The 24,885-nt window shown below is 63.4% G+C and carries 16 protein-coding genes; 11 read left to right on the top strand and 5 right to left on the bottom strand.

From position 1 onward, the window contains the following. Positions 1-101: 101 nt before the first annotated feature. The 11 genes from IPK17_RS19600 (at position 102) to IPK17_RS41090 (ending at position 13,592) form a co-directional block, all read left to right on the top strand. Positions 102-1,223, top strand: a complete 1,122-nt coding sequence (locus IPK17_RS19600) for a DegT/DnrJ/EryC1/StrS family aminotransferase (RefSeq protein ID WP_343419417.1) — start codon at positions 102-104, stop codon at positions 1,221-1,223. Positions 1,224-1,236: 13 nt separating this feature from the next. Then, positions 1,237-2,871, top strand: a complete 1,635-nt coding sequence (locus tag IPK17_RS19605) for a tyrosine-protein kinase domain-containing protein (RefSeq protein ID WP_343419388.1) — start codon at positions 1,237-1,239, stop codon at positions 2,869-2,871. Continuing rightward, a complete protein-coding gene (locus IPK17_RS19610) occupies positions 2,872-4,161 on the top strand; it encodes a glycosyltransferase family 4 protein (protein ID WP_343419389.1) in 1,290 nt (429 codons plus the stop codon). Beyond that, complete coding sequence (locus IPK17_RS19615; protein ID WP_343419390.1) at positions 4,158-5,615, top strand: O-antigen ligase family protein; 1,458 nt, start codon at positions 4,158-4,160, stop codon at positions 5,613-5,615. The genes IPK17_RS19610 and IPK17_RS19615 overlap by 4 nt, the downstream gene beginning before the upstream one ends. After that, positions 5,596-6,669, top strand: coding sequence for a glycosyltransferase family protein (locus tag IPK17_RS19620; protein ID WP_343419391.1), 1,074 nt, complete (start codon positions 5,596-5,598; stop codon positions 6,667-6,669). Before IPK17_RS19615 ends, IPK17_RS19620 begins: the two co-directional genes overlap by 20 nt. Before the next feature lie 3 nt (positions 6,670-6,672). Next, positions 6,673-7,923, top strand: coding sequence for an oligosaccharide flippase family protein (locus tag IPK17_RS19625; protein ID WP_343419392.1), 1,251 nt, complete (start codon positions 6,673-6,675; stop codon positions 7,921-7,923). Further along, entirely contained in the window at positions 7,901-8,707 is an 807-nt protein-coding gene (locus IPK17_RS19630) for an SIMPL domain-containing protein (protein WP_343419393.1), read from the top strand. Before IPK17_RS19625 ends, IPK17_RS19630 begins: the two co-directional genes overlap by 23 nt. 13 nt (positions 8,708-8,720) lie before the next feature. Then, positions 8,721-9,623 carry a glycosyltransferase family protein gene (locus IPK17_RS19635; RefSeq protein ID WP_343419394.1) on the top strand — a complete coding sequence of 301 codons (903 nt, stop codon included), beginning with the start codon at positions 8,721-8,723 and terminating at the stop codon, positions 9,621-9,623. Next, on the top strand, positions 9,604-11,136 hold the full coding sequence (locus tag IPK17_RS19640) for a glycosyltransferase family 39 protein (RefSeq protein ID WP_343419395.1): 1,533 nt from the start codon (positions 9,604-9,606) through the stop codon (positions 11,134-11,136). Before IPK17_RS19635 ends, IPK17_RS19640 begins: the two co-directional genes overlap by 20 nt. Beyond that, on the top strand, positions 11,099-12,223 hold the full coding sequence (locus IPK17_RS19645; RefSeq protein WP_343419396.1) for an endonuclease/exonuclease/phosphatase family protein: 1,125 nt from the start codon (positions 11,099-11,101) through the stop codon (positions 12,221-12,223). Before IPK17_RS19640 ends, IPK17_RS19645 begins: the two co-directional genes overlap by 38 nt. Before the next feature lie 67 nt (positions 12,224-12,290). Continuing rightward, entirely contained in the window at positions 12,291-13,592 is a 1,302-nt protein-coding gene (locus IPK17_RS41090; RefSeq protein ID WP_502748955.1) for a 2,3-bisphosphoglycerate-dependent phosphoglycerate mutase, read from the top strand. Between the two features lie 1,205 nt (positions 13,593-14,797). On the opposite strand, the gene IPK17_RS19655 is transcribed toward IPK17_RS41090, so the two are convergent. From IPK17_RS19655 to IPK17_RS19675, 5 genes are read right to left on the bottom strand one after another with little or no spacing between them, the layout of a single operon-like run. Next, entirely contained in the window at positions 14,798-15,862 is a 1,065-nt protein-coding gene (locus IPK17_RS19655; protein WP_343419397.1) for a hypothetical protein, read from the bottom strand. After that, positions 15,837-17,825: a glutamate mutase L gene (locus tag IPK17_RS19660; protein WP_343419398.1), complete on the bottom strand. Its 1,989-nt coding sequence runs from the start codon at positions 17,823-17,825 to the stop codon at positions 15,837-15,839. Before IPK17_RS19660 ends, IPK17_RS19655 begins: the two co-directional genes overlap by 26 nt. Positions 17,826-17,830: 5 nt before the next feature. Continuing rightward, entirely contained in the window at positions 17,831-18,463 is a 633-nt protein-coding gene (locus IPK17_RS19665) for a hypothetical protein (RefSeq protein ID WP_343419399.1), read from the bottom strand. Between the two features lie 2 nt (positions 18,464-18,465). Continuing rightward, on the bottom strand, positions 18,466-24,264 hold the full coding sequence (locus IPK17_RS19670; protein WP_343419400.1) for an SH3 domain-containing protein: 5,799 nt from the start codon (positions 24,262-24,264) through the stop codon (positions 18,466-18,468). Between the two features lie 8 nt (positions 24,265-24,272). Further along, positions 24,273-24,884 (bottom strand): hypothetical protein, encoded by a 612-nt coding sequence (locus IPK17_RS19675; protein WP_343419401.1) that lies wholly within the window; start codon positions 24,882-24,884, stop codon positions 24,273-24,275. Position 24,885 lies beyond the last annotated feature (1 nt).

Genomic DNA, 24,885 nt, shown 5'->3' on the forward strand with positions numbered 1-24,885 from the left:
CGCAGTTGACTGCGTTCCAACCGATTCTCTGTTTATCCCGGATGCCGCGCGCATCCGCACGAACCGACCTGATTCAGCATCAAGTAGGAGAACCCACTGTGATGAAAGTGCCTTTCGTCAATCTGCAAGCCCAGCACGAGCCGCTGCAGACCGAAATCAATTTGGCCATTGCCAACGTCTTCACCAATACCAGCTTCGTTCTCGGCGAAGAGGTGAACAAGTTTGAAGAAGAATTCGCGGCCTACTGTGGCGTGAAGCACGCCATCGGGCTGGACAGCGGCCTATCAGCGCTCAAGCTGGCGTTGGAAGCCTACAACATCGGCGAAGGCGATGAGGTGATCGTCCCGGCGAATACCTTCATCGCGACGGCGGCGGCGGTCTCGTTCGTCGGCGCGAAGCCGGTATTCGTGGATATCAAGCCGAACACCTACAACATCGACCCGGCCAAGATCGAAGCGGCCATCACCGACCGCACCAAGGCGATCATTCCCGTGCATCTGTACGGCATCCCGGCGGACATGAACGAGATCATGGCTATCGCCAACCAGCACAACCTGATCGTCATCGAAGATGCGTGTCAGGCGCATGGCGCGTACTACCGCGGCCAGCGCATCGGCTCGTTTGGGCACGCGGCGGCCTTCAGCTTCTATCCGGCGAAGAACCTCGGCGCGGCGGGCGACGGCGGCGCGCTGGTTACCAACGACAGCCAGCTCAACGCGCAGATCAAGGCCATGCGCAACTGCGGTCAGAAAGAAAAGTATGTGCATGTGACCACGCCATACAACCATCGCCTCGACACCGTGCACGCCGCCGTCCTGCGCATCAAGCTGCGCCACCTCGACGAATGGAACGCGCTGCGCCGCCAGAAGGCCACGCTCTATCACCGCTTCCTGCTGCACAGCGGCGTGATCACGCCAGCCGCGCCGAACTACACCATCCCCGTGTGGCACCTGTACGTCGTGCGCGTGCAGAACCGCGCGGCGCTGCAAGCCCGTCTCAACGAACAGGGCATCAGCACGGCGCTGCATTACCCGCTCCCGCTGCACCTGCAGCCCTATTACGAAAACCTCGGCCACCAGCGCGGCGACTTCCCCATCACGGAAGCCTACGCCGACCAGATTCTGTCGCTGCCCATGTTCCCGGAACTGAGCGAGGAACAGATCGAACACGTCGCCAATGCGCTCAAGGTATTTGTGGCGACCCAAGAACTGACCATCACGTAGAGAGGGCTAACCTGTGGAACTGGCAAATTACCTGAAGGTCATTCAGAAGCGCAAATGGATCATCCTGCTCACGGCGCTGATCACGACGGCGATTGTCGCCGTGATCAGCGCGCAGACGCCGCCAACTTACGCGGCGGCGACCCGGCTGCGCATTGTGCCGTTCGGCATCACCTCGCCGGATTACGGGGCGTACGTGTATTTCGAGCGGCTGGCCAACACCTATTCGGACATTCTGACGAGCGATCTGATCGTGAGTCAGGCGGAAGAGATGCTCGGCTTGCAGGAACTGCCGGATTTCAGCATTGAAGTGATTCCGCAGACGGAACTGATGAAGCTGACGGTCATCGACGAAGACCCGCGCCTCGCGCAGACGGTCGCGAACACGCTCTCGCAGCTCCTCGTCCAGCAGAACGAAAGCTCGTTCAGCTCAGATATCAGCGGCGTGCGTTCCGAACTGCAAATCCAGATCGACCAGATGGAGACGCAGCTCAACACGCAGTTGGAAGAGCGCGAACGGCTGGAAAACACCGTCCCGCGCGACAGCGGCCGCATCGCCGACCTCGACCGCTCGATCACGACGCTGCAGCAGCGCTACGAACTGCTGCTCAACAGTTTCAATCAGGCGGCGATTCAACAGCTCAGCCGCTCCAACGCGCTCACGATCATCCAGAACGCCGCCATCCCCACCGAGCGTGAAGGACCGAAGGTGGTGCGCGACACCGTCGTCGCGGCGATCATCGGTTTGCTGGGCGGCATTGTGATCGCCTTCGCCACCGAGTACCAGAACCCGCGCTTCTACACGCTGCGCCAGATTCAAAAGGTGCTGCGCGCGGAGGTCATCGGCAAGATTCCCGGCATCAAACGCGGCCATACGGAGAACGTCTTCGGCGGCGATCCGTCGGCGGCAGAGGCGTTCCGCCGACTGCGCGCCAACCTGTTCGCGGGCGCGCGCAACAAGCCAATGCGTCTGCTGCTGGTGACGAGCGCCATCCCCGGCGAAGGCAAATCGACCGTCGCGGCGAATCTCGCGGCGGCCATCGCGCAGAACGGGCGCAAGGTGCTGCTCGTGGACGGCAACATGCAGGCGCCCACGCTGGATCGACGCTACCACCTCGCCAACAATTCCGGCTTGAGCAATGTGCTCAAAGACGAAACCCGGCTGGAAGATGCGGTGCAGGAAAGCATGATCCCGAACCTGCAGCTGCTCACAGCGGGCTACGCCGCGAATGGCAACTCGGCGGAACTGCTGCACACGGAAGAAATCAACGACCTGACCTCGCGCCTGCTGCATTACTACGACGTGATCGTCTTCGACATGCCCGCGCTGCTGGCATCGACTGACGCGGCGGTGCTCGCCCCGTTCGTCGACGGCGTGCTGTGGGTGATCGACACCGAAAAGGTCGATCAGCGCGTGGTGGATTTCGCGCGCGAACAGCTCGAAGGCGTGGGCGCGAAGGTGCTCGGCGTCGTGGCGAACCGCGTCACCAAGGATGAGAGCTTCAACTGGGTCAAGTACTACCGGGCGCGCGCCAAAGGCAAATACGCGGGCGGCACCGGCTCGGACAATGGCAATCGGGTCAGCCAGCCGATCAGCCCGAACGGCCACGGCGAGCCGGAAGGCGTCGGCTATGGGAATGGACAGCGGTAAATGAAAGCCTGTTTTGTCAGCCAGCGGTACTACCCCGGCGACGGCCGCTTGCAGACCGAAATCACGGCGCTGACCGAGGCCGGCTGGTCGGTGGATATGATCGCCATGAAGCAGCCCGGCGAACGCTTCAGCGAAGTCGTGGAGGGCGTGCGCATCCTGCGCATTCCGTCCCTGACCCGGCAGCGCGCGGGCAAGGTGCGCTATGTGGCGGAATATATCTCCTTCTTCACGCCCGTGTTCGTGCTGCTGGCCGTCATGCAGATTCTGCGCGGCTACCGCGTTATCCACATCACCAACCTGCCGGATACGCTGGTGTTCGCCGGGCTGATCCCCAAGCTGTTGGGCGCCAAGATCATCTTTGACGTGCGCGAATGCACGCCGGAGATGTTCATGGATCGCTTTGGCGCGCAGCCGGGGAGCCGCATCCTCAACCTGATGACGCGCATCGAACAGGCGGCGCTGCGCTTCGCCCATGTCAGCGTGACGTGCACCGAGCAGATGCGCCAGGCGCTCATCCAGCGCGGCGCAAACGGCGACCAGATCGCCGTCATGCTCAACACGAGTGAACTCCAGCCGCCCCGCCCGATCACGCCGCCGCCCGCCGATCAGGTGATCGACGGCGACCTGCGCATCATCACGCATGGCACGGTGATCAAGCGTTACGGTCACGACGTGCTGATCGACGCGCTGGCGCTGGTCGTCAAAGAGCTGCCGCACGCGCGCTTAGAGATTCTGGGCAAAGGGCAGGCGCTGCCCGACCTGCAAGCGCAGGTTGCGCGCCTCGGCCTCGGCGACGTGGTGACATTCAGCGGTTTTGTGCCGGATGACGTGCTGGTCGAACGCCTCATGAATGCGCACATCGGCGCGGTGACGCTCATGCAGAACCCGGAAGCCGACCTCGTGCACACCTTCAAGATGTATGAGTATTTGCAGTTGGCCGTGCCGATGGTCATCAGTGCGACTTCGGCAGTCACCTCCTATTTCAACGACGACACCATGCGCTTCTTCCAGCCGGGCGACGCGCGCTCACTGGCCGACGCCATCCTCGAACTGGCACGCGATCCCGCGCTGCGTCACCGCCTCGCCGTCAACGGGCTGCGCGTCTACGAGCAGTGTTCGATTCCCAAGCAGCGCGCGCTGTATCGCGGGTTGGTGGAAAAGATCACATCACCCCTAAATCCCCTCTCCAGAGGGCGAGGGGACTTAAACTCCGCGTCCGCCGTTCCCCCTCGTCACGCCCATCGGGGTGAGGTTTTGCCCGTCATTCAACCGAAGGATGGTGCGTCATGACGCTGCGCATGGCTCGCACCCGGCTTGAACCATATCTGTGGGCGCTGCTGACGGGGACGCTGCTGGCGATCACCACGCTGATCTCGCCGCTCGTCAGCTTGGGCATTCTCTTCGGGCTGGGCTTCGCGGTGCTGGCGCTCACGCGCCCGGTCATGCTGTGCTACGTGCTGGTCGCGGCGATTGTGTTCCTGTCGGGCATGCCCCGCGGCGGTGTGATTCCGCTGCTCATCCCTAACGAGCCGATTCTCGTGGTGGCGGCGGCGCTGGCCTTCTTCGTGATGCTGGCACGCGCAAAAGCACCCAAGCTGCCACGCCCGGTGGTGTTCGCGCTCGGCTGCATGGTCTTCGGCACGGCGCTCATCCCCACGCTCGCCTACTATCTGCGCGACTTTCCCCTGACGACCAGCGATATTTTCAGTCTGGTCGCCCCCGTGCAGTATGTGGTGCTTGTGTGGCTGTTCGCGTCCCTGCCGAAAAACGAAGCTGACCGCTACAAAATCATCACCTTCATGCTGATGTGCGGCTCGGCGGTCGCGTTGATCGGCTTGCTGGAGGCGGCGCGGGTCGGCCCCGTCAACGACCTGATCCAGACGCTGTATCCGAGCAAGCAGGCGGAAGACGCCGCGGATCTCGGGCGCGTGACATCGATTCTTGGCGCGTGGAATTCGCTCGGAAACTTCCTCATGATCAACCTGATCATGGTGCTGGCGATGCACGGCTACAAGCAGCGCGCCCGGTGGGGTACGGCGAATCTCGTGGTGAATCTGGCCTTGTGCGGCGCGTGCTTGCTGGCAAGTGGGTCGTATGCCAGCCTGTTCGGGCTGGTGCTCAGCCTGTTCATCGTCAAAGGCTTTGACCGGCGCGGCTGGAAGATCATCCTCGTGTTTCTGGTGGGCATGGCGGTTGCGGGCTTCTTCCTGCAAAACCTGATCCTCGAACGCCTGGACTATCAGTATCGCAGCGGCGGCGTGGTGCCAGAAACACTGGCCTACCGCTTCAAAGTGTGGCAGGACATCTATTTCCCGATGATCCGGCAAAATCCGCTGTGGGGCATCACGCCGACCTTTGCCGGACGCGTGACGTGGGCGTGGGCGGAAAGCCAGTATCTGTATCTGCTGGTGCGCTCCGGCCTCATCTCGCTGATCGGGCATCTCGCCTACGTGGTCACGCTGATGGTGTGGGCGTTCCGCCGCTTCCGCTCGCCGAGCGAAGTCACGCATCAACTGGCGATTGCGCTGTTTGCCATTCTGGCTGTGCTCAGCATTATGGGCATCACCAACGAAGTGTTCACCAGTTCGGGCGCGGTCGATTATGTCTGGATCATTGTGGGCTTGATCGCCGCGGGCTACCGGTTGAAGGTCGAAAACCCGACGCCGTGCGAAGTCACGCTCCCGGATTTCAACGCCGAACCAATTACAGCGATGAGGGCCGACTATGACTTCCGTACTCACTAAGTCGACGCTGCCCGCGCGGCGCGCGCACATGCTGGCCCTGGCGTGGGCGCCGTTCGAAGCGCGCACTGCCCTGTTCGCTGACCGCCTGCAAGTGCCGGTGTTCTTCGTGCATTTTTTGCTCTACAAGCGACCGTATATCGCGCCGTTCAAGTATGTGCTGCAAGCGTTCAAAACGTGGGCAATTCTGCTGCGCGAACGGCCGCAGTTGGTGTACGTGCTCAACCCGCCCGTGTTCGCGCCGCTGTGTGTGTGGCTCTACAGCCTGTTCACGGGGACGAAACTGGTCATCGACACGCATCCGCCCGCGCTGTATTCGCGCAAATGGGCGTGGACGGTGCCGCTTCAGCGCTTTGTGATTAAGCGCGCCTACCTGAACATCATCGATCAGGAGCGCTTTGCCGACCAGTTCCGGCAGTGGGGCGCGCAGGTCGTCACATTGACCAATCCGCCCCGCCCGCGCCCGGAAAAGATCATCGAGCTGGAACGCGCTCACTCGGTGGACAAAGCCGCTGAACAGCCGAAATCGACGGTCACACGCACGCGGCAGGATGGGCTGTTCGAAGTCGCCGTGGTCAACACCTTCGCCGCTGATGAACCGCTCGACATCATTTTGCAGGCGGCCTACGCCCTGCCCGATGCCCATTTCTCGATCATGGGGGATTTGAGCATGGCCCCCGCTGATGTGCATCAGTCCACGCCGCCCAACGTGACCTTCACCGGGTATCTGCGCGGGGAGGCCTACTGGGACGCGCTGCGGGCGGCGAACGCCGTCATGGTGCTGACCACCTACCCTTATTCCGTGCTCGGAGGCGCGCAGGACGGTGTCACGCTGGGCAAGCCGCTGCTGCTCTCCGACCAACCCGCGCTGCGTGAGTTTTTCACGTCGGGGGTCGTTTTCATTCCGAATACCGCTGGCGGCATTGTGGCGGGCGTGCGCGCAGTTATGCGCGACGAAACCCACCTGATCCAAGCCGTCAAGTGGCTGGCGCTTCAGCAGGAAGCCGCGTGGCAAGCACGGTTTGGCGAGCTACTGCGCGCGATAGAACAGGCATAACGTATGGCATCTGGAACCCGCGAACTCATCAAGAGTTCGACTATCATTTCGGTTGGCGTGGCGTTGGCGCGCGTGCTCGGCTTCGGCTTTTCGCTGGTGCTGGCACGGCTGCTCTCGCCCGACGATTACGGTTTTATTCAGTACTCGCTCACGCTGGCGGGGCTGGTGACCTTGCTCACCATGCCCTTCGGTCAGCATGTTCTGGCGCGCTATGTCGGCAATGTCAAGGACCAGCCGCTGGAACTGGACGAGTTTCTCGCCACCGCGTGGATCATCCTGATCGGGCTGGTGGCCGTCACGCTGGTGATCGCTGTGCCCGTGCTGCTGCTCGCCGGACGCTTGAGCGTCGGCGTGCTGGTCGTGTTCCTCGGCTTCACGCTGCACTACAGCTATTTTGGGCTGGCGCGCGGCTTCATGGCGTCGTGGCGGTTGATGGCGGCTTATCTGGGCAGCAACGTGGTGCAGATCATCGCCATCGTGATTGTGTACGTGGTACTGGGCGAACGCGGCCCCATGCCCGCGCTGATCATCTACGGCGCGTCGTATCTGCTGCCGATTGCGCTGCTCCAGCTCATGCAGCCCTTCCCGGTGCGCTTCCGGTTCTTCCTGCCCGACCGCGCGTATGTGCGGCGCATCCTCAAGTTCAGCGCGCCCGTGTGGGTGTCGCACGCCGCCTACATCTTCTACGCGGGCATCGACATTCTGCTGCTCGAACGCTTTCTCGGCACCGGTGCGGTTGGCCTGTACGCGCTGACCAAGACGCTCACCATGCTGTTGAGCTTCGTCCCGACCGGGTTGACGACCGTGCTGCTGCCGAAAGTAGCAGCGGGTCAGGGCGCGTCGCATCGCGGGTTGCTGCGCAACTCCATCCTGATTTCGCTGATGATCAACGCGCTGGTGCTCATCGTCATGCTGGTCGCCTACCGTCCGTTCATCCTGTACGTGTTCGGGGAAGCTTACGTCGCGCCGCTCGCCGTGCTCGTCATGCTGGCGTTCAGCGAAATCGCGTTCGGCATTCAGGGCATCATGTCGGCGGTGGTGGTGGGCGCGGGGCAACCACAGCTCGAAACCATCATGCGCGTCGTCGTGGTCGGCGTATCGGTCGTCTTCGGTTTCGTGTTCATTCCCACCCTCGGCTTGACCGGGGCGGCGCTGACCTCCCTCGTCGGAGCGATCAGCGGCATCGTGACGTATGGACTCGCCTCTTACTGGTTGAAAAAGGACATCACCCATGCAGTTGTGGAAGTTCGCTAACCGTTTTATGCCGCACATGGATCAGGGTAGGGGCAAGGCGCGCCTTGCCCCTACGACCGTTGGGCTGCGCCTCAGCCCCGCGAAACGCGTTCTCGTGAACGTCGCCGTGCTGTTCTTCCTGCTCGTCAGCGGGTTCGCGCCGACACCGGCGCAGGCGCAGCAGGAACCCGAGAACAGCATCACCGTCGTCGGCGAGGGGCAGGTCAGTGCGACGCCGGATCTCGCATCGGTGAATCTCGGCGTGGAAGTGCTCAACACGGATCTGGCGCAGGCGATCCTCGACGTCGAAAGCCGCATGAACCTGATCGCGGAAGCGCTCACGGGCATCGGCGTCGACGCCGCCGACATTCAGATCATCGGCGTGGATGTCACACCGCAGGATCTGGTCGACACGCGCACCGGCGCGCTCACCGGGCAGTTGGTCTACCGTGTGTCGAATACCCAGCAGGTCATCATCCGCGATGTGAGTCAGGCGCGTACCATCATCAGCGAGGCGGTGCGCGCGGGCGCGAACATCATCCGTGACTTCGCGTTCGGCATGACCGATTTGCGGGCGTTGGAGACGAGCGCGCGCACTACAGCGATCACCAGCGCATACGAGCGCGCCGGGGAACTCGCGGCCGGCCTCGGCTTGATCGTGGGCGAACCGCTCAACGTAGAAGAAATCGAGATCACGCGCGGCATCATCACCGAACCCTCCAGCACGCTGCTGGCGGGCGCGGGGCAGTTGGTGATCACCGTTCAGATTCAAGTCACATTCCGGGCGCGCATCGGTGTGCAGTAAAAGGGGGAAACGAATGAAACAACAGGTGAAACTGGTTGTCGTCATCCCGGTGGGGGCGTTGAGCTCGAAGAATCGCTATGAGCATATGGTGGATACGATTGAGAGCATCCAGCACTATGCCACGCCCAATCATAAGATCGTGATTCAGGACAATTCCGCGCCCATGCATCTCGGCGACCGGCTGCTCAAGGAGTTTCCGCGCCTCGACGTGGTGCGCGCGCCGCTCAACTACGGGCTGTTCGGCGGGCTGTACAAGTCGCTGTCGCTGGCACTGCTGCACGTCCATTCGACGTATCAGTATCAGGTGCTGATGAAGATGGACACCGACGCCCTGATGACCGGGCCGGGGATCGAAGACGACGCGATTCGCTTCTTCGACGGGCATCCCGGCGTCGGCGAAATCGGGCACCGCCTGTACGACGGCGACGGCATCAAGTACCCAGCGCAGACGATTGGCCGCGAAGTGAGCATGTACGGCTGGCTGCGCGACCGTGAGCGCTGTACCACCATGCGCCTGTACATGCAGCAGGCCGAAGCCAATGGCTACATCATCGGCGAGCATGTGCTTGGCGGCACGGCGATCTATCACCCGGAATTCATCGAGCGCCTCGTCAAACACGACATGCTGCTGCGCGAAGAACTGCGCCGCACCATGCTGCAGGAAGATCACCTGTGGGGGCTGCTGTGCTACGCCGTCGGGCTGAAGGTCGCCCGCTTCCACATCCCCGAACAGCCGCTGGCGGTGGTATGGAAGGGGCTGCCCTGCTCGCCCGACGACCTCGTCAAGGTCAACGCCAAAATCGTGCACTCGACGCGTTACTGGCAGCATATGAACGAAGACCAGATCCGCGCCTACTTCCGCCAGCGCCGCCGGGAACGCCGCCAGGAGAGCAACCATGCGCGTATCCCTGTCTAAGCGCGAGGGCACGCTGATCGCCATCGCGCTGATCGCGATTCTGGCGCTGGCGGCGCTCTTGCGCTTCGCCGACATCGGCGGGGAAAGCTACTGGCTCGACGAGATCATCATGGTGCGCCTGACCGGAAACGGGTTCGACACCGTGCTGCAGGAGATCACCGGGACGGATCGCCCCCCGGTCTACGTGCTGCTCGGCTATGCGTGGTCGCAGTTGTTCGGTACCAGCGAGGCGGCGACACGTTCGCTCTCTGCGCTGGCCGGGGTCGCCGCGATTGGCGTGATGTACCTGATCGGGCGCGAACTCTACCGCCGCGAGGTCGGCTTGCTGGCGGCGCTCGTGATGGCGGTCTCAGCCTTTCAGGTCTGGTACTCGCAGGAATATCGCTATTACGCCGTGTTCGAACTGGTGGTGCTGTTCGCGGTGCTGTTCTATCTGCTGTGGCTCAAGCACGGCCACGCGATTGATCTCATCGCCTACACGGTGTTTTCGGCGCTCGCCGCCTACGTGCATACCTACGCGATCTTCTTCTACGTCGGTTTGGGCCTGCACTTTTTGACGCGGTGGCAGGCGCAGGCGTCCAAACGCTGGCTGTGGGTCGCCTCGCAGGTGCTGATTATCATCGCGGTGCTGCCGCGTATCATCTCGACGTTCACCACGGTCAGTACGGTAATTCCGGAAAACACGGTCGGTGGCGGCACGCCCGTCGTCGATTGGCTGCCTGTCCCGCCGATCTATGCACCGCTGCGCACCCTCATCAACTTTATGTTCATTCAGCGCAGTTACCTGTCATGGTCGGTGATCGGCGTCGGCGCGGCGGTACTGGTGGTCGGGCTGCTCGCCTACACGCTCACCCGCGGCGGCGCGTGGCGTGATGATGTCCGCGCGACGGCGGGCAGCATCCGCGGGCTGTTCGACTCCCGCCTGACGTTGGTCATTCTGTGGCTGATCTGCCCGATTGGCATCACGTTTCTGCTCTCGCACGTCTTCGCGCCCATGTATCTGGATCGCTTCGTGATCACCGCCGCGCCCGCGTGGTATCTACTGATCGCGCTGGCGATGTGGACGCTGCGGCGCGTCGTCCCGGTCGCGCTCTCGGTCGTCGTGCTGCTCATCCTGATCACCGGCGTACTGTGGACGTACTACACGCAGGATCTCAAAGAGCAGTGGCGCGAAACCGCCGCGTTCATCGACGAGCGCATTCAGCCCGGCGATGCGCTGGCGCTCTCGTACGGCATCTTCCCCGGCGACGCCTTTAACATCCGCGACAGTTTTTCGTGGTATTATCCGGCCATGACGTCCGACTGCTTTGTCGACGTGCGCGGCGACAGCGCGGCGCTCGCCGCGCAAATCAGCACGTGCGGCCGCCAGAGCGATCGGCTGTGGTTGGTCGTGTATGCGTCGAACCCGGAAGGTGAGCGGCTGACGTTATCTGATCTGCCAGACCAGTATCCGTTAGTCGAAGCGCAGGATTTCGTTGGCACAACCGTTTATCTCTTCGACCTCGAATCGTAACTATCCCATTGAAAGCGAACACCGGAGTGCGGGTCAGCGGTCGCTGAGTGCGATGACGCTGCTCCGCATGCTCTTTTTTCTGCTCACGCTGCTGTACGTCCTCGGCATGATCGCGTTTGGCGCGGCGTGGGCGTTCCTCGGCGAGCGGCAGTGGTGGGTGGCGATGCTCGTCAACTTCACGCCGTTCCTCCTCCTGCCCGCCTTCCTCATGTTCCCCGCGGCGCTGCTGATTCGCGCCAAACGGTCGGCGCTGCTGCTGCTCCCGGTCATGGTCGCCGCGGCCCTCCTGTATGCGAGCTATTTCGTGCCGCGCGCTGCCGTCACCGCCGAACCCGCGTGGTCGCTCAAGGTGATCGCGTTCAATGTGTCGTCGCGCCACCAACCCATGCACCGCATCGAAGCGTGGCTGCGCACCATGGACGCCGATGTCGTCGTGCTGGCGGAAATCGACCGCTCCCCCGACCGCACCCTCCCGCGCATGTCCGACCTGTACCCGTACAGTATCGGGCAGGATCGCCGCAATGGCGTGGCCATCCTGTCGCGTTATCCCCTCAGCGACCCGCAAGGGTGGGGCGAGGATGAGGCGGGCTATCCGCATTACCCGCGCATCACCGTGCATGTTGGCGACCAGCCCGTCACGGTGATCGGCACAAGTCTCGACGCGCCAACCGGGGTGCGCGGGCGCGTGCTGCTGCCGGATACGCGCATCCGCTTGGTCAACAACGCGTGGGATATGCTGTGGGGTTACAGTGACGTCACGCGCTCGGCGGAAGTCGCGGCCATCGTCGATTATGTCGCGGCGTCGCCCAACCCGGTCATCGTGGCGGGTGATATGAATCTCGTCGAGCAGTCGAGCGATTACTGGGAGCTTGCCAGTGAGCTCCGCGACAGCTACCGCGAAACCTCGACGGGCTTTGGCTTCAGCTTCCCGGCGTGGGAGGCGTTCGGTTTACCGCCGGGACTGCCCCCCACCATGCGCATCGACTACATTTGGCACACGCCGGATCTGGTCGCGCTGACGGCCAGCTATGGTCCCTACGTCGGCTCCGATCACCTGCCGGCGCTGGCGACCATCGGCGGCGGGTGACCAGCCTGCTCAGAAAACCGAATTTCCGGTTACAATGTCCATTACACCTTTTATGAATGGAGGCGGCATGGAGAACCTGGTCGGCACGCTCGTTCTGGTGCGGCACGGACAGTCACAGTGGAATCTCGAAAATCGCTTTACGGGGTGGATCGATGTGCCCTTGAGCGCGGCAGGTGAAGCCGAAGCGCGCAAGGCGGGCGAACTGCTCAAAGGGCAGCAGTTCGACTTTGCGTTCACCTCGGCGTTGACGCGCGCGCAAGAAACGCTGCGGATCATCCTCGAGGTGATCGGCCAGACGGATATCCCAATTGCCCGCGATCAGGCGCTCAACGAGCGGCACTACGGCGATCTGCAAGGCTTGAACAAGGACGAAACCGCCATCAAATTTGGCAAGGAACAGGTGCATATCTGGCGCCGCTCCTTCGACACGCAGCCGCCCAATGGCGAAAGTCTCAAAGACACCCGTGACCGCGTACTGCCCTACTACCGCGCCGAGATCGAACCGCTGGTCAAGCAGGGCAAGCGCGTGCTGGTCGCGGCGCATGGCAACAGTCTGCGCGCGCTGGTGATGACGCTCGACAACATCTCCACACAGGCCATCCCTGACCTGAATATCCCGACAACGGTTGAGGTTCGTGCGCACGCGCCGCGAGACGACGATCACGCCGACCAGACCGATCACCACCAGCGCCAGCGCGCCCACGCCATCGCGTCCGCCGCCGGCGATCTCGTCGAACAGCCCGGTATCCGGCAGCGCCGTCGGAACGGTCGTCGGGAGGAAGCCCTGCGTCGGCGTGACCAGCGCGCCTTCCGCGGTGGGCGTACCCGCCTGCGCTTGAGCAGCTTGCGCCGTCGCCGTGAGGAACGCACCCGCAATCGCGGTCGCCGTCTGGTTGACCGCCGCCAGCGGATCGATGGTCGGGGTAACGTCCACGATCACCGTGCCCTGCAGCCGGTCGATGAGTGCTTGGCGGGTCGACAGCGCCGACTGCGTCGCCAGCGCCGACTGGGTCGCGACCGCCGGCGGGGTCGAGAGCGCCTGCTGGGTGGCCGCAGCCACCAGCGTCGCGATGCTGTCGTCCACACCTTCAATCGTCGGAGTCGGTTCAACGCCGCTGACCGCCGCCGTCGCCTGCGCGACCAGCGCCGCAAAAGCCGCCTGCGTCTGTTCGCCGCTCTGCGTGGCCACCTGTGCGTCGATGCTCACATCCGTGCCCTGCGCGGTGGCCGTCGCCAACCCCGACTGGGTGATCTGCGCTTCGATGGTCGCGAGGCGGAACTGGAACGAGAGCGCGGCCTGCGTCGCCAGCAGCGAAGCCGCCGTGGTGTCGCCGCCCTGCGCCTGCGCCGTGCCCAGCTGACTCTGTGAGGAGCCTGCGGCTTGCGTCGCCTGCGCCGCCAGCGTGCCAAAGAAGGCCACCGTCGGTTCGAGCGTCGCGACCTGCGCGGCGTAACCGGGCAGGAACATGGCTTTCGCGTTCAACGGCGCGGTGCGAACCACGCGCAGTCGATTTTGAATCGAGGTCGTGCCGCCCGCCTGCGCGGTGGCGTTGAAGATCTCCGTCGCAATGGCTTCTCGGGTCTGTCCGGCCACCTGCGTCGCCAGATTGCCCTGATTCGCCAGCGCGGTCTGCGTCGCCTGCCCGATGGGGACAAGCACCGAGAGCTGCGTCGCGATGAACGGATCGGTCACGGCGGCAGTTTGCAGCGCGCGGTCGACCACATCAATCGCCTGCTGCACCGCGGCCACCTGCGCATCCAACGCGGACTGCGTCGCGCTCAAGCCTGCCGCTAACGCCGCTTCCGAGGTCGGATCAAGACCGCCCGTCCCGGAGAACTGGGTCGCGATGGCGACCTGCGTGCTGTACAGGCTCTGGTTGAACGCGCCCTGCGCCGTCGCAAACGCGACCTGCGTCGCGAAAGCGTCGCCGACGTTGAGTTCGGCGTTCTGCGCCGGAACTGACGGCACATCCGTCGGCGGTTCGGTCGGCACGGCGGTCGGTTGGGCGGCGGCGGTTAAGTCGAGCATGGCCTGCACCGTGAGATCGAGGTTCGGCGTCGCGGAAGGCGTCGGCGTGATCGTCGGGCGCACTTCCGTCGGGCTGGCCGTGAAGGTCGGCGTCGGCGTATCCGTCCACGCGGCGGCAGTCTGCGTCAGCGCGAGCTGTTCTGCCCCCGCCGTCGCCGTCAGCGCGCCAAAGGCCATCTGCGTCTCGTTGTACGCCACAATCGCCGTCGTCGTGAATTCTATTTCGGTCGGGCCGGTATTCCGGGTCGCGAGGAACAAAACCGCGCCCAAGCCGACGACCAGTACGAGGATTAGCAGGATGGCGACGAGCAAAAACGTGCGGTTGCCGCCCCGTTCTTCTTCCTGCTCCTCGATGACGGGCATGTCGTCGTCGAGATCATCCCCAACGTTGGCGACCGCATCGTCGTCAAAAAAATCGGCGCCAAGGTCGTCTTCTGGTTCATCCCCAAAATTAAAAGGATCATTCTCGAAATCGTCAAAGTCGTTCTGGTCGCGGTTGCTCATGTTCCCCCTTCCCGCAGCGGGTAACAGCTTTGGGTAAATTATTAGCCTAAATAGTCGATGTTCGCTAGTGGTACAGTGACCTTTTCACCACCCGCCAGTTCGACCTGAGCGCACATCATACGCAATCCATTGTCCAACAGGATAGGGGTTTTTGGCAAATCGCTGATTTTCCCCGTAACGCCGGAGCGTAAGCGCACATTGTCGCCCCGCCGCAGCGGCTGCATCGTATTGGGTGGGTTGGGACGGTTGTTCCCCGTGAGCGGCACGTTGATCACCACTTCGGGGATGCGCGGCTCGAGCGCCGCGGGCAGTACGGCGTCCAACGTCGCCTGTTTGCCCTGCATATCAATCAGGAAATTGATCGTCGTGGTGTTCATGCGCATCGAGCCGAAGCCTTCGGTGAGCAGCACCGGACGCTGGAGTTTCAGCACCGCGTCGATCAGGTCGGGTTCCATGCTCGGGGCGATCAACCCGCGAAAGCCCTGCTGTTCCATCACGTCGATCGTGCTCTGGCGCACAGGCTGCCGCGTGACGATGATCGCGCCGCGCAGTTCCGTATCCATCGCATCAGCGCGAATCTTCTCGACGCCTTCGCGCGGTTCCATGCTCAGCGTGCCCACGGCGCGGCGGTTGTTGCCCCACAGGCCTTGCAGCACGCCGCCATACGCCTCGACTGTCACGCTGCGCCCCTGCACCACCTCGACCACCATGCCGTTCATGCCCGCTTCGACTTCGACGACGCCCTGTGTTTGCTGTAAGATGATCTTGCCATCGCCAACAAACATGATCGTCCCGCTGATCGGGGCGAGGAGCCGTTTGCCGCGCGCCTTGATCGCCAGCGTTTGCCCCTCTTCGATGCGGTCGCCCTGCCGCGCTTCCATCAGGTCGGGCAGCTGCTCCGGACGGCGCAGCCCAAAGAAGCGCGCCGCGTCAATCACCGCAAACGGCGCCGGTTGAATCCCGCGCAGCACAACATCCGACAAGCTGACGCGCGTCATGTTGCCCACTTCGACGCGCACGCTCAGGTCGGGCAGGGTGCGTTCGCGGCGCAGTTGGGCGCTCGCGAGCATATGGCGGTGACTAGGAAAGTAAATCGCGTAAGTCATCGACCTCTTCTTCCTTCGGAGTGGGAGCGGGCGCCTCTGCCTGCGTGGCCTTACGCGGTCGTCCGCGTTTCTTGGGCTCCGCCTTCGGGTCGCCCGTCACACTGAAGATCGGCTCATCTTCGGTCGCCGTCTGCCGCTTCTTGCGGCGTTCCTGCCGTTTCTGGGCCTGGGCTTCCGCTTTGGGCGCCTCGGGCGCGGCGAGCCAATCGTCCGGGATGTCGTGTTTGACCCCCGTTGCCTGCTCGTACCACGCCGGGAGCTGACCCGCCAAGCCACGCGGCGACCGTTCCAGCGGCAGCACGCGCCCGCGCGCATCGATGATCACGCCCGCGGTGCCGCCGATCACATCAATTTTGAGCCGCCGCTTGCCGTTGATGCTCACGCCGCCCGACGCGCTCACCTGCACGTTCGCGGCAACGCCCAGCGGCAGCGGAATGCTGAAAATCGTGCCGCCCATCACATTATACGTGCTGACTTCGCCGCGCTCATCGGTGACACGCACGCGGCAGGCGGCACGCCCCTTGCGCGGGTTGCCGCTCAGGCTGATGCAGATGCCCAGATCTTCGAGGTTGCGGCCATCCAGCACCTGCACCACCGCCTCCGGGATGATGTAGGCCAGCGCGCCCAACGCCGGGATCAGCGCGTGGCGGTCGGCTTGCAAGCGCGTCACGCCGACGGGCTGGAACGAGTCGAGCAGCAGCATAGCGGTCAGGAGTGGTTGTCCCGTCCCGGTGAGCGCCGCGCCTGCCCCGATGATGCGTTCGAAATACGGCAGCGGTGCGTCGGCCTTATCCGGCGCGGAGTCCGGCGTCCACGTGGGGCGCGCATCGCGCACCAGCGTCCGCAGCGCGGCGCGCAGCAGCGCATGTTCGAGGTAGAGTTCGCGCACGGTTTCCGGCACGCTGGCCGGGCGCAGGGCTTTGTTCATCGCATAGGCGGTGATTTCGGCGTCGGTCGCAGCGAAGGGCAGCCAATCGCGCACCGACGGGAGCGAGACGCCGTACAGAATATTGTTCGCGCTGTGCCCCAGGCCGATATCGGTGCGGATGCTGGTCGCGGTGAAGCGTTTGACCGACGCGGACACGGTGCTGACCGCGCTGCCCACATCGACCGCCAGCACGCCGCCGCGGGTCGTCCGCCCCAGATAATCGATGATCGTCTGGTAGCTTTGCGCCGTCGGCACCACGCCAATCGCGCTCATCTCGGCGATCACGTCAAAGCCGAGGCCGCGCTTTTCCGTAAAGTTATTGTAGGCTTGCGCCAGCGCCTTCTGCGCCGATTCCAGCGCTTCGCGTTCCGGCGTAGGGCGTACATTATCGGCAATTAAAAGACCAGTTTGCGTGTCAAATAATTCGTGGATTTGCGGAATAACGGCACTATTACCCGCATATAACACAATCGGTTTGACATTTTTGGGCAGCAAACGAATGGCGGTGCGCGCCATCTGCACCAGTTCGAGCACTGGGCCTTCCGCGCCGCCTTCCGTGCCCCCGGTGATGAAGATCAGGTCCGGGCGCGCCAGCGTGATGGCGTTGAGCTGGTCTTCCAGCGAACGGTTTTCGCCGAGGTTGATCGTCTCGACAATGTCGACGTAGGTGCCCGCGGCGGCGCGTTTGCCGCTGGCGATGCTCATTTCGCCGACCAGACCGAGCAAAATCGTGCGCAGCGGCCGCCCGATGCTCGCCGTCGCCAAAAAGAGATCGACGCCGGTGCGGTCGGTTTCTTCGGGCGAAATCACGCGGCCATCCGGGGAGATGAGCCGCCGCCCGGTGCTCACGCTGAGCTGCGTCAGCACGCGCACAAAGCCCACGCCGACATCACCGTGCGGGAAGCCCGCCGTAGTTTGTTCCTGCGCCTGCGCGACGAGGGTATACACGCCATCGACCAGATCGATCAAGATGGCGCGGGTATTCACATTGCCAAAATCTACTGCCAGTATGGATGTGGAACGGCTGATGGACATGCTGCCTAGCCTCCGCCGATGCGTCCGATAAGAAAGGCGATGCGTTCGCTAAAGATCACTAACCCGGTCAGGATCGCGCCGCCATACAATGCGCCTAACGTCACGGCGATGAATCCCTGACCGACCGCGCCTACCGTCCGCACGAACGCCCCGCGGCGAATTGCGCCGCCCGGAACGCGCCGAGCCAAATATTGGAAGTAGACTAGGGTCGAAACGACCCCGATGACGAGGATGAAACCGTTCAGCGCGTCGCTGCCCGGCGCCCCCGCCGTCGTATTGGCCAGTGGGACGAGCGTCCCGCTGATCGCGCCGACCAGCGCCACCGCCGCCCCCACGCCGATGATCAGGGCGAGGGCCAGCGTGCCGAGCGCGTTGAAGCGTTTGGTCATGCGCAGGAGCAGGAAAGCGCCCAGAACCAACGGGATGATGCCGAGAATCAGGTTGCTGGTCGACCCCGCGCTGAGCGCGTCCCGAAACCACGGGAGCAGCACGCTATCGAGGGTGACAATCGTGACAAAGCCCGCCGACAGACCAACGAACACATACACGGCCAAGCGGTAAAGCACGTTGTCGCCCAGCAGATAGCTGAACACCATCAGCGTTAGGATAAAACCAACCCATAAGCCTAGTTGATCCATAGTTAGCGGCTGCGTCTCCTCTGGAACAGGGCGCGGATCACGTTAAAGACCGCTCCAACTGCGATCAATGTCGCAATGGCCAGCGTGCCGAGCGTTTGCGAATACCAGCGCGCATCGCGGGCGGCGAGCGTGGGTGGCGGGGTGTAGACGAAGGCGGCTTCCGCGGTCGCCTCCGCTGTTGCTTCCACGGTCGCTTCCGCGGTGACTTCAGCCGTCGGTTCGGCAGTCGGCTGCAGGGTGGGACGTGGGGTGCGCGTCGGGCGCGGCGTACGCGTCGGAGACGCTTCCGGCGCGGTGACTTCCGGCGTCGGGTCGTCCTGCTGGACGGGTTTGCTCACGGTGCGCTTGCTGATCACCGGGGGTTTGGGCGCGCGTTTCGGCGTGGTGATTTCCAGCAGCGAGAGCGAAATCCAGCCTTCGACGCCGTCGTCCAAGCGCACGTTGACCCAGTCGCCCGTGTCGTTGTAGCCGAGCACCTGCACGCGCGTCCCGTTCGCCAGATTATCGACGATGTCGAAATCCGTGCCGGGGCCGCCGCGCACGCGTACATTCCCGCTCGACGACACCGTCGCGAATACCTCAGCCGCCGCGGGCGTTTCCCCGGCGGTCGTGTCTTCGGGCGTCGCCTCATCGGTCGCTTCCGGTGTCGCTTCCGCGGCGACCGGGGCAACGGGCGTGGCTTCCGGCTGCACAGGCGTCGGCTGCGGCGTGGGCAGATCCGGAATGCGGCTGCGCTCCACCGGGATGACCGAGGCGAGCAGGCCGCTGTAGGTGTAGGCATCGCCGTAGCCGACGAGCAAGCCCGCGATGGGCGAACCGCTGGTGACGGGCGAGTCCGCGTAAGGTTCGGTGAGCGGCGCGGCGCTGTAGGAGACCGCCGCGATCAGCGGTTGGCCGACCAGCGGCGCGATCTGTTCGGCGTAGGCGCGCACATCTTCGGGACGTTCAGCGATCAGCGCCACGAGCGCGAAGGCATCGAGCGAATTGATGTACAAGCCTGTCGACTGCCCGGTGATATCGGTCAGCACGTAGGCCGCCGAGTCGCCGCTGAAGGCGCGCAGACCGAGCACGCTCCCCGGCAGATACTGCACGACGAAGTAGTCGAGGTTGGCTTGCAGACCGTCACGGGCGCGCATCCGGTTGAGGAAGTCCGCATCGGTGTTGATCGAGCCGATCAGGTTGTTGACGCGGAGCTGAGTGACCGGATTGCTGCTGATGATCACCGGACGCGCCCCGCGCAGCAGCGCATGGCGGATCAGGCTGTCGGTCATCAGGTCGAGTTCCGCCGCCGCCGTCGCGCCATATTCCGCGCCGATCAGCAGCAGGTCGCCGGGGTTGAGCGCGTCGACGCGCGCAAAGGCCACTTCACCGCGACTGCCTGCCCCAAACACCGCAGGGGGCAAGTCGCCGATGCGCAGTTGGCCGATGAAATACGGAGCAATCACAGCGGCCAGCACGATCAGCGCGACAAACCAGCGTTCCAGCGAGGGACGCGGACGCGCCTTTGGCTGGGCGACGGGCACGGGCACCACGGGCGCGGCATCGGACGTTTCGTGGACGATGGTATCGGGATGATCGGCGATGTCCGGCGCGAACGGCGAATCGTAGGTCAGCTCAATGGCGTTGAGTTTTTGCGGCTTGATGTCGAGCGCCAGCATCGACCGCAGCAGGCCGACATGCTCGGTTTGTTCCGGCGTAAGCGCGACCGTGTTCGCCCCGACCGGATTCAATTCGTCGGTGCGCAGCGGCGCGGGCGTCAGCGTGGAGATCACGCCCGGCAGCACGTAGGCCAGCGAGTCGGTGATCCAGTTCGCGTCTTCCTCGTCAGGAATTTGGTCCGCGCGCTGGCGCAGCTTCTTCAACCGATCCGGCAGTTCTTCCGGCGGCTTGCTGTCGCCCATCTGGCGCGCAATCGCACCCGCCGACACCGAACCGACGACATTCGCGCCCAGCCAATCCAACCCGGTGGCCGGGGCTAAGCCTTCGAGATCGGGGTTGGGCAGCGCGTTCGGGTCGTCTTCGATCAGCTCCTCGTTGAAGAGCTCGTCGAGGTCAACATCCTGCTGTGTCCCGAAGAAATCGCCCGTCTGCCGCTTGACTTCCGGACTATCCAGCGACTGCAGATAGGCATCGATATCATCGATTTCAAACGCCAGTGCCCCGGTATCGCCATCCGATTCAAAGGCGGACACCGCGTCAAACACGGGCAGCGGCCCGGTCTTCGGCAGGGGCGTGGTCGGGACGTCATCCATCGCTGAGACGGCGTCAAACGAGGCGAACAATTCGGCGGCGTTATAGTCGGGCGCAGCTTCCGGCTCAAACATCGACAGATCGTCGTCCGCGGGCGTTTCCGGCGCGCCAAACAGACTGTCGAAGTCGGGCAGCGAGTCCGTCTTCTTGGTGGAGAGATCGCGCATGCGCTCGACATAGGCGTCGTCGCCCAGCCAATCGACATCCGCCGCGAACAACTCATCTTCGGTGGTGGGTTGGTTCGGCGCATCTTCGAGTTCATCAAACATGGAGAAGAGTTCGCCAGTGTTCGGCAGCACTTCCTCGCGGATGAGCTCTTCTTCTTCCGGGCGCACCCAACCATCGGCGTTCGGCGGCTGCTCGGCGAAAATGTCGCTGACATCTTCCATGAGTTCGGCGGGCGGCTCCACTTGATACGCCGGGCTGTCGGTCTCTTCGTCGATGTGATCCCAGCCAAAATCCGGGAAGGCGATCGGCTCGTCCTCCAGCGCTTCCATCTCCCGGTCGACCTGGAATTCGGGCGCTTCGAACGAGGGCAGTTCGTACGCCAGCTCCTCAGACTCGTCGACTTCTTCCTCGATTTCCGCGACAGGCGCTTCGAGCGCTTCGTCGTCGGTGACTTCGTCCTCAGCGTCAAAGCTCAGCGCGTCGCCCACGACTGCGTATTCGGCCTGCGTCCCCGGCTCACCCACATCGCCGAACACCGCCTGAAAATCAAAGTCGTTTTCCGGCTCGGCGGGCGCGGACGGTTCCGGTTCGGGAGCCAATTCCGCAAACACCGACTCGAAGTCGAAATCATCGGCGGTGGGCTCCACGACGGGCTCGGACGTGGCGAAGAAGTCGAAGTTCAGGTCGCCCGTCCCCGGCAGCTCGATGTCGTCGTCAGTGGTGGCCGCGGCGTCCAGCGAAAGGAAATCAAAGTCTTCCGCGGTCGGGAGCTCGAACGAGGCTTCCTCTATGGGCGTATCTGAAGGCTCACCGAACTGCCGACTGAATTCCCCATCGCCGGGTTGTTCGAAGGTCGGCTCCGCGGCGGGCGTCAGGTCGCCAAACCGCTGCCGCAGCTCATCGGTGTTGGGCAGTTCGAACGCGGGTTCTTCACCGGGCGTTGCGGCTCCCCACGGCTGATCATCATCCTCAGCCGTCGGTAGTTCGAATTCGGCATCGTCGCCCGGCGTGTCCGACAGATCGCCGAACTGCAGGCGTAAATCGTCGGTCGACGGCAGTTCAAAGCTCGGCTCGGCAGCGCTGGCAGCCGCCATCCACGGCTGAGCGTAATCATCAGCCGTCGGCAGTTCGAATTCCGCATCGTCGCTTGGCGTATCTGACAGGTCGCCAAACTGCAGGCGTAAATCGTCGGTCGACGGCAGTTCGAAGCTCGGTTCGGCAGCGAACGCCGTTGGTTCCGGCACCGCGTCAAAGGTCGGCAGTTCGAATTCGGGCTGATCGTCGCTGAGATAGCCGGAGTCCCGGATTAGGTTGTGATCGATGCCCTTTTCGATGAGCGCGAAGAAATCATCTTCGGCGCTCGTCGCGGCGGCGGGTTGAACGGGCGGCGCGTCTTCCTCGTCCGCCAGCAGATCATCGGTCAGCCACCCGCTGTACAGCTCGTCGTCCGAAATATGCGTTTCATCGTTTTCCGCCGCAAACGAGAATTCCGGCTCTTCTTCGAAGCGCGGGGCGTCTTGATTCAGGTCGCGCAGCATATCGGTGAAGCTGAGTTCACCGCCAGCGGGCGTTTCCGCGCTGGGTGCGGCTTCGAGGTCGAGGCCGCTTAAGAAATCGTCCATCGCGATCTCTTCGACACCGGACTCAGCACCGAGTCCGGCGGGTAGCTCCCAGTCCGTCGGCGGCGCGTCAAAATCGATATCGTCCAATGTGAAGCCGCGCAGCGCGTCGCTGTAGCTGACCGGGTCGAGGGCGGAATCGTCCGGATCGGGCACCGCTTCCCACTGGAGATCCGCCGCCGGGGAGTCGGGAATGGTATTCCACGCCTCGTCAAGCGGTTCCGGCTCGGGCTCGGCTGCCCGCTGGAGCAGTCCGCTCAAGGCGGGGCGCGCGGGCGGGGGATTGGTCGGCACGGTAAAAGCGGGCAGATCGTCCGCGGGTTCATCATCAGTTAGCGCTTCGGGCGCAGCGCCGATGGCGTTCAACCAGTCCATCGACGGCGCTTCGGGCTCGGCGGGCGTCTCCGCCACCTGTCCCCAATCAAACTCATCCAAGTCGGCTTCGGGCTCATCAGCGTCGCTTTGACGCAGTGCCGCCCACGGATCATCGGACGCATCGGTCAGGAAGTCGCTCATCGGCGGTTCAGCCGCCGGTTCGCTGGTCGCCGACGAGACGATATCTTCGAGCTCGTTCAACCAGCTCAGCGAGCTGCTGTCTTCGACGGACGGGCGGCGAATCTGCGTCGGCGCGGCGATCTCGTCGTCCGGTGCCAGCAAACTTCCCGTCTGCGGCACATTCAGGAACCAGCTCACATCTGGGTCTTCAACGTCCGCGACCTCGCGATTTTTCGCCAGCGAGGCGAACAGATCGTCAGGCAGATCCATCGCCGGGTGGGGATCATCGTCATCGAGATCGATGGGCGGCAGCGATCCCGTGCCAATGTCAGACCCACCGAACGCGTCCACGTCGGGCAGTTCGGTGTCATCGGCGGGCGGTTCGATGAACTGTTTGTAGAACTCTTCATCCGGCAAATCAGAGGAGGGGCGCAGCGTCGACGTGGGCGGCGCGGATTGCTCGATCCAGTCATCGTCGGCGAGCACGGGTTCGGCACTGGGTGCGGGTGACGTAGGCGGCGCAGGCGGTTTGACGCCAAACTGCGCGAAGAAGTCATCTTCTTCGGTGGTGGTCGGCTCGTTGCCCGTGGTCGCGGCAAACCAGTCGACGACCGGTTCGTCTTCTTCCAAGCGGAAACCACTGCCCATACTGCTGAAGAACGTCTCGACATCGTCGTCGAGCATAGCCGACTGCGCGGGTTCCGGCGGCGGCTCCGTCTGTACGAGATCCATCATCCACGGCGCGAGATCGCCGGGCGCGCCGCTCGGCGGGGCCTCGATCTCCTGCGCGTCTTTGAACCAGTCGGGGATTTCGCTCTCGTCCAGTTCTTCGAGGCCGAGGAACCATTCGGGGAGCTGTCCCGTGCCACCCGTCGACTCGCCGGTCAGCGCGCCGGTGTCGGGGATGTCCGAAATCAGGTCAGGAATTTCTTCGTCGATGCTCTTGGGGCGGGCATCTTCGGCCTGCTGCGCCACCCACTCATCATAGGTGATGTCACTCTCATGCCGGTCGATGAGCTGATCGCCGCCGGAGAGGTATTCTTCCGAGAGTTCCGCGCCGCCGAAGTTGTACACAACGGGCGGATCTTCCCCTTGCAGCCACGGCGGGAGATCGCCGCCATCGTCATCAGCGTCGGCTTGCGGCGCGTTCGCCTGGGGATTCAACCACGGGGGCAGTTCGCCGCCCTCGTTTTCAGGTTGCTGGTCGTTCTCGTCGCCACCCGGATCCGGTGCATCGAGCCACGAGGGAAAATCGTTCTTATTGCTCATAGACTCTTTTACTCACGATAAGCACGGTCTTGCCCGATCAAAACGCGCACGCCGGTGACGACCGTCGCCAGCGCAATGCCGAGCAAAATCCCACGCGCGCCCGCGCTCACCGGAACGGCGAGTAACCAAGCACGCACATCGGCAATAAAAGCGGTTTCCCGCAAGGGCAGCGCCCCGATCAAAATGACCAGCAGCGACAAAATGAACAGAAAGTTTCCCCACGAAACCCGGCGGCTCATAATGCGGTACGCGCCGTACACCAGCGCGAAGAGCACCAAGCCCGCCAGCGCCGATTCGATGGCGACCTGCACGTCTTCCAACAGCAGACGGTTCACATCGTCGACGTTGAGCAGCCACAAGATGATCACGGCGGCGGCGGCCACGATGACAATCAGGCTGTAGCCCCACTGGCGTTCGCGCCGCCGGATGCGCCCAAAATGCACGCCCAGCAGGTTGAGAAGGCCGATCAGCACGCCAATGGCGACCGTCGGCAGCACTAACTTCAGAATATTATTGGCGTAGCTGTTGACAAAACCTGAGCCCGCGACCAAGCCCCACAGCATAAACAGGCCAAAGCCCATGGCGACGGCGGTCGAAAGCGCTGCGAAAAGACGACGCATG

It is taken from the genome of Candidatus Flexifilum breve, assembly GCF_016713355.1.